General features: G+C 34.1%; 11 protein-coding genes and 1 pseudogene. 1 reads left to right on the forward strand and 11 read right to left on the reverse strand.

Annotation, left to right across the window (positions count from 1 at the left end; translation table 11 throughout):
- Window positions 1-15: 15 nt before the first annotated feature.
- The 6 genes and pseudogenes from KHA96_RS17180 to KHA96_RS17205 form a co-directional block, all read right to left on the reverse strand.
- Complete coding sequence (locus KHA96_RS17180; protein WP_213130528.1) at window positions 16-801, reverse strand: ABC transporter permease; 786 nt, start codon at window positions 799-801, stop codon at window positions 16-18.
- Complete coding sequence (locus tag KHA96_RS17185; protein WP_213130529.1) at window positions 798-1,703, reverse strand: ABC transporter ATP-binding protein; 906 nt, start codon at window positions 1,701-1,703, stop codon at window positions 798-800. The genes KHA96_RS17180 and KHA96_RS17185 overlap by 4 nt, the downstream gene beginning before the upstream one ends.
- Window positions 1,654-1,926, reverse strand: a complete 273-nt coding sequence (locus KHA96_RS17190; protein WP_349305788.1) for a PLDc N-terminal domain-containing protein — start codon at window positions 1,924-1,926, stop codon at window positions 1,654-1,656. Before KHA96_RS17190 ends, KHA96_RS17185 begins: the two co-directional genes overlap by 50 nt.
- Before the next feature lie 12 nt (window positions 1,927-1,938).
- Window positions 1,939-2,481 carry a helix-turn-helix domain-containing protein gene (locus KHA96_RS17195; RefSeq protein WP_213130530.1) on the reverse strand — a complete coding sequence of 181 codons (543 nt, stop codon included), beginning with the start codon at window positions 2,479-2,481 and terminating at the stop codon, window positions 1,939-1,941.
- An 817-nt stretch (window positions 2,482-3,298) separates the two neighbouring features.
- A complete protein-coding gene (locus KHA96_RS17200; RefSeq protein ID WP_213130531.1) occupies window positions 3,299-3,769 on the reverse strand; it encodes a hypothetical protein in 471 nt (156 codons plus the stop codon).
- A 494-nt stretch (window positions 3,770-4,263) separates the two neighbouring features.
- Window positions 4,264-4,733, reverse strand: a pseudogene (locus KHA96_RS17205) (M24 family metallopeptidase); the annotation flags it as partial.
- Between the two features lie 31 nt (window positions 4,734-4,764).
- On the opposite strand from KHA96_RS17205, the gene KHA96_RS17210 reads away from it, so the two are divergent.
- Window positions 4,765-4,896 carry an aspartyl-phosphate phosphatase Spo0E family protein gene (locus KHA96_RS17210; protein ID WP_249315668.1) on the forward strand — a complete coding sequence of 44 codons (132 nt, stop codon included), beginning with the start codon at window positions 4,765-4,767 and terminating at the stop codon, window positions 4,894-4,896.
- A gap of 79 nt (window positions 4,897-4,975) precedes the next feature.
- On the opposite strand, the gene KHA96_RS17215 is transcribed toward KHA96_RS17210, so the two are convergent.
- The 5 genes from KHA96_RS17215 to KHA96_RS17235 form a co-directional block, all read right to left on the reverse strand.
- Window positions 4,976-5,446: a hypothetical protein gene (locus KHA96_RS17215; protein ID WP_213130532.1), complete on the reverse strand. Its 471-nt coding sequence runs from the start codon at window positions 5,444-5,446 to the stop codon at window positions 4,976-4,978.
- Window positions 5,447-6,557: 1,111 nt separating this feature from the next.
- The gene (locus KHA96_RS17220; RefSeq protein WP_213130533.1) at window positions 6,558-10,583 is read right to left on the reverse strand and encodes a YobI family P-loop NTPase; all 4,026 of its coding nucleotides are present in this window, start codon (window positions 10,581-10,583) and stop codon (window positions 6,558-6,560) included.
- 521 nt (window positions 10,584-11,104) lie between these two features.
- Window positions 11,105-12,943, reverse strand: coding sequence for a TnsD family Tn7-like transposition protein (locus KHA96_RS17225; RefSeq protein WP_213130534.1), 1,839 nt, complete (start codon window positions 12,941-12,943; stop codon window positions 11,105-11,107).
- Complete coding sequence (locus KHA96_RS17230) at window positions 12,940-14,550, reverse strand: ATP-binding protein (RefSeq protein WP_213130535.1); 1,611 nt, start codon at window positions 14,548-14,550, stop codon at window positions 12,940-12,942. Before KHA96_RS17230 ends, KHA96_RS17225 begins: the two co-directional genes overlap by 4 nt.
- Window positions 14,537-16,663, reverse strand: coding sequence for a Mu transposase C-terminal domain-containing protein (locus tag KHA96_RS17235; protein ID WP_213130536.1), 2,127 nt, complete (start codon window positions 16,661-16,663; stop codon window positions 14,537-14,539). The genes KHA96_RS17230 and KHA96_RS17235 overlap by 14 nt, the downstream gene beginning before the upstream one ends.
- Between the last annotated feature and the right edge of the window lie 4 nt (window positions 16,664-16,667).

Below are 16,667 nucleotides of genomic sequence, written 5' to 3' on the forward strand. Positions count from 1 at the left end.
ACCCCATTAAGGAAATCACATAGAAGGCAATTCCTTTCGGGATAAATACGATGTTGCTAAGAATAAGCAGAAAACAATGAGTAATACGGATACCGTTATTGTGATGAAAAAGTGCGGTAACACATTCCCTGACGTTATAATGCTCACAGCTTGATTGGATAAATGTGCTGGGTTTAAGACTTGGAATCCTCCACCCAATAAAGTAACAATTTTCAAAAACATTAGAACAAAAACAGATAACAATGCTATGGCCGGTGTTCTAGACAATAAAACGCCTATTGTGATGACAATAGTCAACATAAACAGGCACCAAATGAAATAAACCCCTAGCCCTGCTGCAATCCTCGCCACGGAAACAGCTTGATATAAATAAAAAGTATAAAATACTGCTGTCAGAAATCCGAGGAATAGGGATCCTGTAATCATGACTGCATACCCCAATAACTTACTTAGCAAATATTCAACAAGTGTAGTGTTGCGTGTCAGAATAAACGCTAACATGCCATTATTTTTATCGGATACGATGGCTCCCATCGCCACCATCACAATTACGATTAAGCCCATTTGGTCAAATTGATCAGTTAAGGCACTAGCTAATACTTCACTTGCCGTTTGCTCAGGTAATGTGATCGCCATTCCTTCAGGCAGTCCACCAGCCCCTTTTAAAATTTCTGGTAAATAAAAAGACGATAGAGGTTGAAGAATTCCCAAAAACATAAAAACAACGGGCAACCATAAAAGTTTGTAACTTCTTTTTGCATCTAGCCACTCTTTCTGCAATAGAACTGTGAAGCGATTCAAAATGACTTCACCATCCTTAAAAAGATTTCTTCCAAGCTTTCCTGCACCAGTTCAAACTTTTGAATCGGAAGATGTAACTTAATAATATTGCTTAACAGCCAGTCTCTTCCTTGCTCGATATTTTTAACTCGCACTTTGGCAGCATTACCTGCTAGCTCAATGGATTCAACAATGTCCTCATTCATAAGCTGGTGTGTCCAGTCGCTTAATTGAGGCGCCTGAATAATAAAAATAGGTTTTTGAGTCTGTTCAGTGATTTGATGAATGGATCCATTAACGAGTAATTGCCCTTTATTTATGATAAGCATCTTATCGCAAAGTTCCTCAGCATCGTGCAGGATATGCGTAGAAAAAAGAATGGTCGATTTCTGTTTAATCACTTTAAGCAATTCCAATATATCCCTGCGTCCCAAGGGATCCAATGCAGAAACCGGTTCATCCATAATCAGTAATTTGGGTTGGTGGATAAGTGCTTGTGCAATTCCTAACCTCTGTTTCATCCCTCCCGAATAGGTGCCAATTAGTTGATTTTCCACCTGCCCCAGTCCTACCAACTCCAGTAATTCGTTGATTCTTTGTTCCAAAACCTTCCTTTCCATATTTAAAAGGCCACCCATAAATGTAAGCAATTCCTTTCCCGTCATCCATGGATAAAAAGTAGGGTGTTGCGGTAAATAACCAATAAATTTACGCATTTGGTCATGGCGTTTTCCGTTAAGGAGGATTTGCCCACCTGTAAGTTTGTTTATACCTAAAATCATTTTAATAATCGTTGTTTTACCTGCTCCGTTGGGACCGAGAAGAGCCACACATTCTCCTTGATTAATATGAAAATCGATATTTTGAACGACTTCATGATCTCCGTACCTTTTTTGAAGTTGACTTACTTGAAGTAGGTGCATCTGAGCGTTGCCTCCTTCCTAAGACAAAGTACAAAATGGGGCCGATTATGTTAATCAATATAATAATCGCACCCCAAAACCATTTATAATCAGCACTTTGATCTTTTTTTAATAAATCCCATAATGCCACAGAAAATAAGAGCAGATGTAGAATTAAGATAGGCAAAAGTAACGGTAACCAAGCTCCCATTTCATCAATTCCAATGTGATAACCATAATGCATGTGTTGTCCCCCTTACTCTTTTAGTGATTTTTGTGGAATAAACACACTCCCAAAAATTCGAGTGGTTCGTTCAGGAGTTAACTGGTTGTTAAACGCCTTCTCAATCGCCTGTTGAATGGACTGGGTAAGCTCCTGAAATTCTTCATCTGACAGATGCAAAGGAACATACGCATAACTAAACCCTTCTTGCTCGTACTGTTCAGGGGACGTATTAGCCAAATAAGATGTCGCTAATTGAAGTAGATTACCGTGAAATACGGAAAAATGACGGATATGGTCTTCCTGTGAGATCGTTTCAATTTCGCTTTCAGGAATTTGCAAGTTATCTATTTTGACTGAGAATTTTCGTTCCTCTGTTCCTTTCACCTTTTGCGTTTCAATGACTTCAATAAGGTTTGCTTCGAGTAAAATATTTATATGACGATATAACGTAGCTTGAGGAACATCTCCAAGTATCACTCCAAGTTGTGCTATCGTCAGTGGTTTGTTTAGCAACAATTGCTGTACAATTCGCATCCGTACAGGATGAAGAAGTAAATCGGCTTTCCCTTTCATTGAATTCCTCTCCATTATTATCATTTTATAAAATGATAATACAATATCAAAACCAAATTGTCAATGTTGGTTTGGAATATGGTTTGATCAAAATATCCCACAAACACGCCCGAATAAGGAAGATCGTTTTCTGTATGTGGATGCATTAATGGTTAAAGCAGAAGCTAAGAAATTCTTCCGCATTTGATAATGTAAGACTGATTAATCAATTTACATTGAATACATATAAGTAATGTGAGAACCATAGATATTCCAATAGTTCCGATATTGGAGTTAAGCAATTGAGGAACAGCGTTACAGTTAGGAAACAGACTGAAAAGATATTGGAAATCCTACGGATTTTTGTATTGGGGATATGATTCAAACCATTATTGGGCAAGGGATTGAGAAGATATTGGAAAAGAAAAAAGACTGAACCCATATTGGATCAGCCTAAATTTGTATTGATTTTGATTGAAAAATAATAGAATTAAGATTGAGTACATATTGCTCGCCTGCTCTTTTTCCCTCTCTCTTCCTTCCGCTCTGAATACCAACTATTTACCGGTAGGTACCGACTTTTTAGCATGGGAACCGACTATAAGGCAGGAGATACAACTGTTGAATGACAATAAAATTGTTTATTTATGAAGCTTAAAAACGCATTACACCGTCCACATTTGCGGACAGTGTAAAAATAAAGTTGTTTAATTTCTTGTACAATTACTGATTGAAGCTTATGGAAGTAACAATAAAGTCGTTAATAATCAAATCCTTATGCCGCAATAAAAAGATATTAAGGATATTTGATTTAATGTTTTTATTTGATTTAATGTTTTTATTTCATTTCCCTCAATCTTTCAATATCCTTGGCAATGGAAGGCTTCTTGCCCCTTCCATATTTATAATTAGTTAATTGTATATAAAAATAATTAATGTATTCGATAACCGAAAAAATAAAGACAAATATGGTGAGCAAGAAAATGGAAAAAGATGCTCGCTCCAATAAAACCATATCCATAATGAATATCAAAGGCGCTACACATAAGAGAAATAAATTTAACTTTTTCAGTACAGCAAGAATATGGTACAGATTGGATAAGGTCATTCTTTTTTTCCTCAAACTTTGCCACTTTACAAACCAGTAAATACTACTTTGCAATAAGATAAAATTTAAAACAAATAACGCATACATTAATGAATAGCTATGGTTTGAGGAAAATTTATAAAAGTACACAAGGGTAAATGTCACAACCGCAAAAAATTCCCCCGTAAATAAATACACAAGCCTATTTTCCAATTGCTTCATTACACCCTCCTCCAACTGGTTTATTAAACAAGATCGTCATTATGTGGAATATCATAACCGTTATTTTAATTTTATATGACTTTATTGTTTAAAACGACTTTATTATGATTTATACAACTTGTTGCTTTAAAATAAAGTTTAATCAAAAATACCTCCCAAGCCGGCGTTTTACGATAAATAAAAGAATCAATTTTGAAAAAAGATTGATCAAAATGGATTCTTATCCAACAGATTTAAGTTTCGGTTTTATAAAAAAGTTTGATCATTTTATATGTATTGCTCCACAATCGCTCCCTTTTCTGGAACAATTATATTGTCGTTTTTAACCTATAATTCTTCATTTTTAATTTTGCTCTTGTTTTCCATAGTTGGCCCCTCATTCTTCAAATCGTTTCTGTATCCTCTTAAAGGTTATGATACTATTTGTTATGCGAAATCAAAAAAAGCCTATTTTCAAGTTGGGGAATCGACCTTAAAAAGTCCTCTTTAACACATTAAAGAGCGACAATAATTGGACCATTTTTAGTAAGGATAATCGAATGTTCCAATTGAGCTATATAGCTTTTTTCAGTAGCATAGGTCCCGCCGTATTCTTTTTCGAATACTTCTTCTTCAAAGGTTGAGATAAATGGTTCGAATGCGATAACCATCCCTTCCTTTAATAATTCAACATTTGATGCATCCCTATAATTATAAATATGGTCAGGTGCTTCGAGTATTGTACGTCCAATACCATGTCCTGTAAGGCTTTTGATAACAGTTAATTCATGCTGTTTTGCTGTTTGGAACACTACTTTTCCAATTCCACTTTTTTTGGAATAAGTTTTTGCTTTTTAAGACCTGCTTCAAATGCTTTTTTAGCAACGACGCATATTTTCGATAACACTTCTTCTCCTTCGCCTAATACAAACGAGTTTCCTGTTTCAGCGAAATAACCGTTCTTTGAGCCAGAAACATCCACATTATCATTAGAGATAGAACTGAAAAGAAATGAGATGATCCAAAATGGGTTGACCAACGGATTTAGGGATAAAGAAACAATTAAGTTAAGCCAGGAACTCGATGAACTACTTAATCTATCTATTCAGGATAGGGAGATCCAAAATAAAAAAAAGTCCATAGAATAGACTCTTAAAATCGAGAATTAATTTTCCTGTAACTATTTCACTTTTCTGTAAAATGTTATCTTTTTATCCCTTGTCGTAGTCAATGATTCTCATTATGAGAATCAAAAAGCATTAGATATGCAAAAAACTCAGGTGTTTCTTGATTAACATGAGATGTGTCGATTCCACGTTCGATAATCATATCAACTTTTAGTTCTTCGCAATTGGAGGTTATTGCATTTAACTGGGATTCAATAATGACAAGTATTCTTTCATTATCAGATGTAATCTCCATATGATTGTAGTAATGATCAATTTTTTCATTTCTTACTACTTCATACGAAATGAAATTTAAGTTATCCAAGTTAGATTTTATAGGGTCGTTTTTGTGTACATTAATATAGTTAAGAATTGTCATTTTTAAGAAAATAGCTTCGGATTCTGATAATTCTGTTTCGGCAATTTCTAATTTTTTTTGAAATGCGGAGATAACGTCATTAACTGATTGTAACGGTCGAATCTCATGGGAATATTGCTGCTTCAAATATGCTTTATACTCATCATGATCCACGTAATCACCTCATTAAAAAAAGAAATGAAAGATGCTCTAGAGAACATCTCGATATGATTACTATAGCATATAATCGCATAGGGTACTTTAACTATACCAACAGTTACTTCTGATCTGTACCTTAGTTTCTTTAATTGAGCTTCTTGAATAAGCCATGATGCTCATTCTTTTATAAAAAAGTTTGATCATTTCCTATCTATGTTGCTCCAGAATCTGGCCCGTTCGTATTATAAGGTCAGCCAGATATTTCTGGTTGAGCATTTTTTATATCGATATATGATTACTGTAGCCGGGGTAGAACGTATGGCCCGTGGGACCATGATCCCGTCCGCAAAACAGTTCACCCCCTACTTGTAGAAACATGTTTGAGGCTGGTTGGGACTTAGATCTCGTATAACAAGCGAAGCTATGACACTACATGAAGGATTAGGGGTACCGGTAATTATTTTTGGAGGAGGAATTTGAATGAATCCAGTCATTGGTCTGGATGTAGCTATGTATCTGTAACTTAGTTGGAACTTCCCCAAATCCTGCTCCACCCCTTCTCCCTCTTGGCTTCACGCCCTCTTTTAAGCCTCTTGGCAATGGAACTAAGTTCGTACCCAAAATGCTCGTTTTTGCCCTCTTTTTTCCACTCTGGCTTGTATAGAATATTCTGCCATTGTAACTAAGTTCTCCCCTGGAATCGAGGAAAGAATCAGGAGAAAAGATTGGAAATGTAACAATTTTGGGACGGAGTAGAGTAAAGAAAAAAGCCGAAGAAAGATTGGAAATCCTACGGGTTTATGGAGTGGGAAAGAAACTGAAAATCCTTATTGGGCAAGGGTTCTAGGGCATATTGGATAAACTAATCAAACGTTTGATTAACAAAAAAGAACCGAGAAGGACGTACCATCGGTACGCTTCCCGATCCTTTTTCGAGCCATTTTTTCTCTCCACATTTCCTTTGTTCTTCTCTCCCCTTTTTTCCCTCTCAGGTACCAACTTAGTTACAGCAGGGGAGAACAAAGTTACATGGGTACCGAGAGAGTTACAGGGGGATATAGTAGAAAAAAAGTAAATGGAAAAAGATTGTTTTGTAGCAAACGAAATTGGAAAGCCTGGAATGGGTTTACTTCCTCTTTTTATTCACTAAATAACCTTGTTCTATTGGCACAATTGTTGATATTACTTTTAAATCATCGGATTTTAGATATTCCAATAATTCTTCAATATTAGAATGAGTTTTTTCTATTTTTATTTGACCACCATTGAGTTTTATCAAACAAAGTGGTTCATTAAGTCTTGATAGAATCTCGAATATTTCCTCTCTGTTGTATTCCCTGTATACAAGAAAATGATACAAAAACTTCGATGAAGACTCTAATGGAAGACATTCAATAATTTTAATAGCTACACTTTCATCAATTGAATTTACCACAACTTTAGGATCATTTAATAGAAACTCATAGATTTTTTCTGCAATCAGACTATTAATCTCTATTAGATGATGAAACTTATTAATAAGATTTATGGCACATTTTTCAACATTACACTTTGCTATTAATGTGTTGAACAGCTCTTGATCCATTTTTATTTCATCAATTCTATCAATATGATTTACTAAATAATCGGCTGCTACTTCTATGTCATCTTTTCGAAATACCTCAAACAGTTTTTTACTCCAAGGTAAAGAATATTGATTAACTGATTCTCCAACATCATTAGTAGCACCGGATTCCCATTGTTGTAGTAAATAAAGAATTAATAAATCCTTTTTACTTGGCTCGATGGTCAATTCACTTATTATTTCGTTATCATACTTTAATTCAAAAATGGCCATTACTGATTTGAATTCTTCATAATTTATTTGATGTATATAATCACGAATATATTGGTGTATGATATCCGCTTCTAGTTGGTCCAATTCAACAATCATTTTAAACAAATCCATAGACCAAACTAGCTCACCGTCTTCTATTAACTGTGGAAGCTCTTCACTTGCATTATGGATATTTTCTTTTATTAAAGATACTTTATGTTGTACTGAATCAACCATCAAATATATTTCAACATTCCAAGAGAGTAACTCATGTTCAATCAATAATTCAATTACTTTACTATCTACCTCGGATGCTTCTTTTAATGCAACTGGAAACTTCAGTCGAGCAACAAATCCCTCAATCATAGGATGGTTTTCCACATTAAGTTTTAATATTTGAACCACAAATAAATTGTACTTTCCTTCGTCTTTGAAATCTGTTTGTACACTTTCCGGACTATTTTCAATCAACTCTTTCCAGTGGTTTTCCGATAATAAAAGGTTCTCTTCATTGAACGTTTCTTCATTATTCAAAAACACATTTCTACAAAACTCTATATTCTCCCAGGTTAATTTGAATTTATTCTCATTAAGCAGTATCCGAATTAATTCAAACGATTCTACTCTATTTAATACATTAATAACACCTGACCAATGACGGATTATTGATTCAATTAGAGATCTACTTATATCTATGTTAGGGTCAATCATGTGCTCAATAAACTCTACAAAAGTATCCTCTTCTTCATTGTAAACCTCTTGTTGAATAAGAACGTCAGTGATGAATGAATTTATATTACCGCTATCAAAACAATAATCATATATTTGTTCGTTTTCTTTGATTATTTGTACAGAAATGTTTTTAGAACCTAGTATTTTATTCAGGTTTTCCAGATTGATTTGATAACTATTTATTTTCACAATGTTTTTCAAGATTATGTCTTCTTTTACACCTGATAAATTTGCAAACCTTATCCCTAATCCTTCTATAACATTAAACAAATTATCGGTGTTTGTTAATTTCTCAACATCTAAATCATGGGAAACGAAGTCACATAAGCTGTTTTTGCTTTTGAGTTCAAATTCTTCGATATTACAATTCTCCAGGAGGGTTATCACGTAACTTTCTTTTTGTTCCTTTGATACATTTGTATCTTCTACTACCTTCCATATGTCTATACCGCTTCTCATAGATATCTGCAAAAATTTCCAAATCAAGTTTTCTTTTGAAGTTTCTTTTTTCAATCCTTCAATCAGCATCATGAAATCTTCAAAATACGGTTCCAGATTATGAAAGAGAATGCCAATTATTTTAGTTAATTTTTCACTATTGGTTTCATTGTCATTTTCCAACAAATATACAATTAAATTTAGATTCAAAGCCGCCAGACTATTAATATCATCAACCCTGATTTTTTCTACCACTTTTCTTGAATTGTTTAATTGCAAATGTAAATGGCTATTAGCGTATCCTAATTTAATCGCTTGAATGAACTCATTATCTTTTTTAGTTATTGAACCTTCTCGAAAAACGGTTAAGTAATCTTCGTAAAACTCATTTAACCAATTATTCCTAATTAGATAGTATAGGAGCTTTTTATTAGAAAGATCGAGGTGTAAATCAATACCATCTTCTGTAATTAATCTTGAGATTGACTTTGTTCTAACATGCTTTATATTTTTCTTTATTCCCTTAATTTCAGCTTGGATTTCCTCTTCTTTCTGTATACGCTTTTCTTCAAAATCCCTATACAATTCCAAATAATTCACAGAGTTTAGAGTTACAAATTCTTCTACATCTGAGTATTTTTTTAGTGGTGTGTCATTTCGACATAAAGAAAATTCGCCTGTCAATCCCTCTTTTAGAATATAGTCAAATATCCGTTGGCCATCCTGAACATAACTATTGTACGATGTTAAGGAAAAAGAAATCAAAAGATGTCTATCTTTTATTATTTGTTTACCAGAAAGTTCACGTTTTTTTGCAAATAACATTGCGATGTCTTTTTGATCCGTTATTATGTTTCCCAAACCATTAATAGACTTGTTTTGCAGTTTTTGGATTTTTTCTTCTAATGACCTTATTATTTCTTCCTTTTTATTAAACACGTCAAAAACCAACCCTTTGTTTTCTATAAGGTCTGAATAGTCTTTAGGGTATATATTTTTGTACACAATAAATGCAAATAGGTTATCGTAAGTAACACTCGAATTGTGTAACCTTTGACGAAAAACTTCAAACTCATTACAGATATTAATCAATGTCCGCATATCATTAATAAACAGAGCAACGTCTTCAATTAATTTTCTACTTAGTTTTTGATTGTTCCGGTCATTGTTATATACTTCTTCATTTTCAATAGGTAAAAATTTCTCCAATTTTTCTAAGAGTATAGATTCTGCATTAGAACTATGCATTATATTTACTGTTGGAATAATAAAATCGAAGAACTTTGTTCGATTATAAATTGATTCTGTTTCATCTTCTCCGGTAAAAATATCATCTTTCAATGCATAAACAAATTTTATATTCTTCTTTTTTAGGTGAACTGAACTATTTAACGCCGTATTAAGACTGCGTAGTCTCTCAAATATATTTATATCTTGAAAACGATCTAGGTCCTCAAAAATGATATATTGATATTTAGTTTTTTTGAACAAATATATGATCTCATCCAAATAATGATTAAATACAGTACTTCCATCCTTAAAGTTAAATTCTATGCTTGTGCTGGCAACACCAAATCTACTAATACCTAATTTTCTAAAAATTATTAACAAACAATAGACTGAAATACCATTTAAAATAATTATCAAACCTAATAAGAGAAGCCACAACCAGTTGGATTTTAAAAAAACTAAAAATGATTCCGAAGAGGAATAATATTGATTTAACCAGTTATTTTTTATGATTAAGATTGTCAGCACAATCGTAAATAGCAAATAAAATAAAACACCAAAAACATACCAATATGGTAAATCACTTATCTTTGTAAATTTTGAGTTTGGGATTTTATTAGGTTTCACTTGATAAAACATTTGCTGTAAAATTTGTTGCTCAAGCTGGTTGTGCCCCTTTTGTGACTCTAATGGAGCTTCTTCACCAGTTTGAAAAGTTGCGATAGACACTCGCATCATTTTTTTGGCTTCTTTTTTATTCTTTTCAAAGTAAGAGTCGATTATCGTTGTTTTACCTGCCCCATATCCCCCAGTGATTGCAATGTTCCTATTGTTTACATCCTTTAATGCATATCTTAAAGTTTCTAAATAAAACTTACTTCCCTCGTCTAACTCTTTTTTTGCTGCTAAACTTTCGTATTCTATTATTTGACTCAACACACACACCTTCTATTCATTACGGTAAATTGAACTTGTTGATAGGATTTTCAGCTATTTTTTTCTGCCCTCTTTTGATTTTTTCTTTATCTCATCTGTTGTTCCACTTCCATCTAGGAACCCTAAGCATATCAACCTCACCTTCTATGTTTCACTTATTTTCACTGTTCATCCAACCCCTTTAACCGACTCTTAATGCTATCTTTCGACATATAGTACAAAATACCTTCTTATTTTAAAACAGAAGAAAGAGATTAGAAGTGTAGCAATTTGGGGATGGTATTACAGTTAGGAAACTTACTGAAAAGGATAGGAATTCCTAGGTATTAATACTTTGGCGAAGAAGGATTGACGACATACTCGTCTATGAACAAGGTTTGGAAACCAAGTCTATTCAAACGTTTGATTAATAATAAGAACTGTATGTTCTCTTTTTATCGTATTATCTAAAGATTTAAAATTTCCTAAACACAAAAAGTGGTATCCTTAATTTCAGGATACCTTATTATTTCTAGGTTATTTTATTCAATATATCGAAGAAGAAGCTCTTGAACTTCATGATAGAATTTCTTTTTTATAGCAGCTCTTTTAATAACCTTCCAAGCCTTTATGGATTCTCCTTCTTCTTTCATTTTATGAATGACATGCCTAATTCTTCTAAAACGAAACTCTTGCTCTGATTCACAAATTTGTTCAATATAGGCTTTTGTTTTCTCCATCTTATCTAAATGCTTTTCTAGCAAGGATCTTTCACCTATTCCATCTCCAAGAGCCCTTAACGTGATTCTTATAGGTTTATCAGGGTTATTTTTCATGTCATTTGCGATCTTCTGAACCTTTTTAAATATTTCTTCATCCCTTTCAATCCAATCTATACGGTTATTCAATGTCTTTTTCTTCTGATGTTCTGGAGAGTTAGCATTTAGCCAATCCTTGTCATGTCGGTATAAAAAAGTATAAACTGCTGGACTCTTTTTTCTTAATTCTGTTTTTGAAATATCGGGAAAGTCCTTTTGTAACTGAACCCATTCACGCCGTCGACTCTTTACTACACCATTTTCGCCATGACTCTGATTCATTTGAGTACCTTTAGGAATGATTATCTGTTTATATTTAATCACGGTATTTGTATCCACCCCTAACATTCGAGCAATCTGGCGATAACTTAACTCCTTTTCCAGTAATAAATGAAGATCCTTTTTCCAAGTTACCCCAAAGTCCATAATTCGATTGTATCTATATCTATCTTCTTGAACTTGATCTCTGCCCTTCCGTGTATAGGAAAAGCCACATTTCGGGCAGGTAAATCTTCCAATTGATTCTTTAGTTTTTTCACAACTTCTGACAGTTACTTCTTCAATGATATTCCTTTTATAATCCGGACATACAAAGTTCAAACAAGGCCAATTCGGATGGCCAAATGGGGCATTTACAAAAGATGTTGTTTGAAATACATTACCTACATCTAATTGAAGGAATTTCAACATCAATATGTGAAAATAAGGATGAAAAGACTTTCGATGCTTACGGGAAATGTTGGCTATCCATAAGTCCAATTTTCCAACATCTATATGTAGACTTTTCAAAAGCCCTTCAGAATAAAAGCCACAAAAGGCTTCAAGCAATTCATTCTGCTTTACCTGTCCATTAATGCTGGCAAATCGGTTTTCAACTAAATGATAACGATAAAATTCCGTGTAATGGGAATATGGCTGACTTTCATATTGACCTTCCAATAAAAACTCAGCCTGTTGAAGGATATCCTTTAATTGCAGTAGATTTCCCCTAGCGTTTCTTTCTTTAGTCAAATTACAGTTGCCTGGGTTCGGCAATATAAAAGCATGTCTATTTGAGCTATTTATTGGAACTTTGCTATTCTCTAGCAATATCTCATGTTTTGAACAAATAAGATTACCAGGTAATTGGTGCAGCCGATGCCAGTACATCTCACCATACTTAGAAAGATCCTCTTCAAAACATTTTGAGCAATACTTTAAATACTTATTTTGAACTATCGAACTTGCCATAATCCCCGATTGCATGTATATTTTCTTTCCGTCATCACTTATCATAGATTCAAATATAGATAGAGCCTTTTCTTTTGGTAAGAACACTGTATAAAATGGATACATGGTATGATTCCTAATTAGAATTCGTTCGTTTAGTGACGTTTTCTTGGGTAGTCGGCTAACAAGAGATCCAATACCTGAAGGTAAAAATACGGAAGCACTTATTGTTCTTCTCCCAAACAAATCCTCCAAGGTATGTTTCCAAAAGAAATTGCCAGATCTGATATGGTATCTGGCAATTACACTGTATAACAGTTCATCCGGATAAGGCGTTGGAAATTGAATAATCACGAGACATCACACTCTGGATAATCTTGTTTTATAATACCGGCATTTTGGAAAGCCTGATAGGCAGTTAATTGTTGTTCTTTGCCTTGTTTTACTATACTTCTTAGATCTTTACTGTTTACTTCATCACTACTTTTTTCATGTCCATTGAGCTGAAGGAAGGCGTCCTTTACAGTTTTTGAGACATCTATTAATTTATGATTATCTGCTACTACTTTTTCTATCGCCTTTTCTGCAACTTCTTTTTCAATTCCTAGCATATTTAGACGAAAAACAGCATTATCCATTAATTTTGATTGCTCATTTTTTCGTTTTGCACCTTCTTTAAGGGAATCCATAACTTGCTTTTGATCGATATCAATTCGTTCTTGTTCCATAAAGTCTTCAATATTTGGTAGCATCAAATCATCGTACTTTGCTAACCCGATATAGTCTTTACTTTTTAACATCTGTAACATCGGCTGAACCATTTTTAATTCTTCTTTAGCTACTTTTTTAATTAAGGAAGTAGTAATTTTTTCTTCACCGCTACTAATCGAACGTAACTGAATCATCATGTATAGCTTAACGGCAATGTCAGGTATTCCTTGACACTCAATGTATAAGGCTGCAGATAATTCTTCTGAAAAAGGTGATTCCTCCTTTGTCCATTGATATTTCCACATCCCTTGAACAAACAAATCCCAAACAGCATCTTTATCAAAGCGATCCCACATGATATTTCCAATATTAGTGCTTCTTCTGGCTTGTCTAAATTGTGATTGTAAGACATCCATTGCCTTTGGTGTTCCAACGATAACAAGAGGAACATTTATCGTATTGATTAAGGCAGTAAAAAAATTTAGTATCTGAGTTGAACTGGAGCTTTTCACTCCTTTTAAATGTTGTAATTCATCTAAAAATAACATGCCCAGGTTAATGCTTTTAGCAATCTGAGCCATGATGGGCATTAGCTGACTTGTTGACAACCGACTATTTACATATCTGTTAAAATAACTTGAGCCAAGAAGTTGATCTACTTGATACATAAAATCGTAGATAATTGTTTTTACAGAACCATCAAAGGGGGTCTCGATTTTTAAATAGGTTACTTGATGATGGTTTAATGGTTGTCCATTAAAAGATACATGCGAAATCACTTGTGGAATGGTTTGTAATATCCTCTGTAAAGATCGGGTCTTTCCGACACCCGAAATTCCTATGATACTCAGTGTTTGACCAGTCTGAATGATTGAATTATCGAAAGTTTTATTCTGTATACTGTTCCAGTTATCCACAAAACTTTGTGCATAAGTAGAACTTATTGGATTTCGATAGGTATAGCCCGTTCTAATTAACCGTGATATTGATGACTCAATTCGAAGATGGATAGGAATAGCCTGAAAATATTGCAGCAATCGAGAAATTAGATGCACTCTTTGATGATCATTCAAATATCTTTCTTCTTTATTATATGGTGGATACATACATAAACGATCAATCACCTCTTCTTGAGAATAAATCGGAGGCAAAGCCTCAATAAGAGGATTGCCTCGATATTCCAATATTTCCTGTTCCCTGTATTCAGCGACATGGACCCTTGCCCCATTGTCTAGTTTAATCATCTCCATTACGAAGCACTTCCTTCTGTTTTTTACGGAAAATATCCAGCACTTTCACCGATTCTTTATCATGATTTACAGAGTTCAAACCCTTTACTGGATTATTATGAAACACTTCAACTTCTTTTTCTTTCGTCATTGCTTCTTTCTCTTTTTGCCGATTTTCCCTTATATTCTTTATATCTTTAGGAACCTCACCAGTTATAGATTGGTTTTTAGCTTCTTCCTTCGCCTGTTTAACGATTGATTCTATATCCTGAGCTAATTGAATAGCTCCATTCATGCTAACCTCTTCAAATTCAGCTTCTTGCTGTCGCCTATTTTCCTTTAGGCTAACAAGCTCTTCCGCTTTTGCATTTCGATACATTTCGTATTGCTCGATTAAAGAACAAACTTCATAGTTCTGTCTATCAATCCGAATGTAAATAGTTGCTACACTTTGAGGATCATAAGATACATCCATTTTCCAATTTCCCTGGATTCGGGCTTTGGAAAACCATCGCTCTTTTACAGCTTTAGAGCAAGTATAGTATAGACTACCAAAGTGAATACCCTTCGGAGTCACCATCGCTTGTGATTTAGGATAAATATTACTCCTAATTGCATCTAATGATATTGTTCTTAGTCTACCGATTCCTTTATGTAAGCCCCACTTGAAAATCTCAATGGGAATAGGTCGAATCTGTTCATCTATCATATTTTGTGTCAAAGGATAGTCTGAAAGAAAGTTATGATTGTTGTAATATTGAATGCAGCGAACCAAAATCTGTGTATATTCCTTTAGGTTAAGAACGGCCTTTTTTCTGTAATCTTGACCACCTCGTTTCATATAATCCTTCTGGACGGCTCCTGATAGGAAGGGGCTAATGTGTTGCTGGACAATATCAAAGTACTTTTCGCAAATGGCCTTTTGCTCCGGACGGTAACTTCCAGTATTTTGCAATTTTATTGTTAGATTCTCTACTATTTGTGTTAGTTCATCAGATATTAGCTCACTACCACGATCTGCCAATATGGTATGAGGAATATAGTGTATCGGCCAATCTTCATCACCAATCTCCATATCGAGTGTCCTCTTACAAAAGTCTCTTTTATTTTCAAAAGTATTTGCTAATGCAACTCTTAATGAGTATCCTGACATATTCTGAATTCCTACTCCACATCCGGCAATAGCACGTGAAAACAAATCGACACACAAATATATTACCGGACGTCCAATTACAGAGTTTCTATCTAATGAGGATACTAAATATATATCACCAATGGTTGCATCAATGGCATATGTACCTACTCCCATTGAATCTTCAGTAGCTGATCCAGTAATAGCACGGTAGTTTTGTAAAAATTCCCTCCTACCCTCTCTTTTATGAACGGCATCTTCCGGTTTGTACCATTTGCGGTACCAGTAGTAGAATTGGTCAAACGAAATAATCGGCTTACCCAAATCCAAAACCTTATAGCCTGTTTTTTTATCTATTTTTGAGAAATACTCTTTTAACATTTGCTGATAGGCAAATTTCAACGATGGTTTTGAACGAAGAAAGTAATACTTTTCCAAGCTAACCCTAATGAATTTCTTCCACTCATCGTTTATGGTTGCCCTTTTTATAGAGGATGCATATACGGTTGGTCTTCCTGTTTTCTTTGAATAAACACGTTCTCTCATTTGTTGAACGCCACAACTATAATAGTCGGGCAATAAAGCGTTTTTAATCATTCCCCTTGTCCAGTATTTCTTCAAATAGTGGCGAACCGTTTTTGGACTTAATCCAAACTCTTCACATGCCATTCTTATTAACTCAGACCTACGTTTGGGTATAAAAATATCAGGGGTTAAATAAATATGATTTATTACCCTCCATGCTTTATCACGTTTTTCTATTTCCGTTTTAGATAAACCCTCTTCATCTACATTGATGTCCCAAGGATCAGTGTCAATTTTTACTATCTCGCCATTATCCAATGAAGACTTTATATGGTGTGTTTCCTCACTATATGGAAATGACGGTTGGCAGATGTTCACCAGAAAACAAAGGCTATGCTCATGATCAATCCAGACCACTCGTTGAACGAGTTCGGGATTTTGATTACTTTGCAACAAATCATTAATGACTAACTGCATATCT

The organism is Bacillus sp. FJAT-49711, from assembly GCF_018343715.1.
In the GTDB taxonomy this organism is placed as follows: Bacteria; Bacillota; Bacilli; order Bacillales; family Bacillaceae_C; genus Lederbergia.

What these genes read in the sequence shown, in the direction of transcription:
- KHA96_RS17230 (WP_213130535.1), bottom strand. Translation starts at nt 14,550, where the DNA reads ATGGAGATGATTAAACTAGACAATGGGGCAAGGGTCCATGTCGCTGAA.
- KHA96_RS17190 (WP_349305788.1), bottom strand. Translation starts at nt 1,926, where the DNA reads ATGCATTATGGTTATCACATTGGAATTGATGAAATGGGAGCTTGGTTA.
- KHA96_RS17210 (WP_249315668.1), top strand. Translation starts at nt 4,765, where the DNA reads ATGATCCAAAATGGGTTGACCAACGGATTTAGGGATAAAGAAACAATT.
- KHA96_RS17200 (WP_213130531.1), bottom strand. Translation starts at nt 3,769, where the DNA reads ATGAAGCAATTGGAAAATAGGCTTGTGTATTTATTTACGGGGGAATTT.
- KHA96_RS17195 (WP_213130530.1), bottom strand. Translation starts at nt 2,481, where the DNA reads ATGAAAGGGAAAGCCGATTTACTTCTTCATCCTGTACGGATGCGAATT.
- KHA96_RS17235 (WP_213130536.1), bottom strand. Translation starts at nt 16,663, where the DNA reads ATGCAGTTAGTCATTAATGATTTGTTGCAAAGTAATCAAAATCCCGAA.
- KHA96_RS17185 (WP_213130529.1), bottom strand. Translation starts at nt 1,703, where the DNA reads ATGCACCTACTTCAAGTAAGTCAACTTCAAAAAAGGTACGGAGATCAT.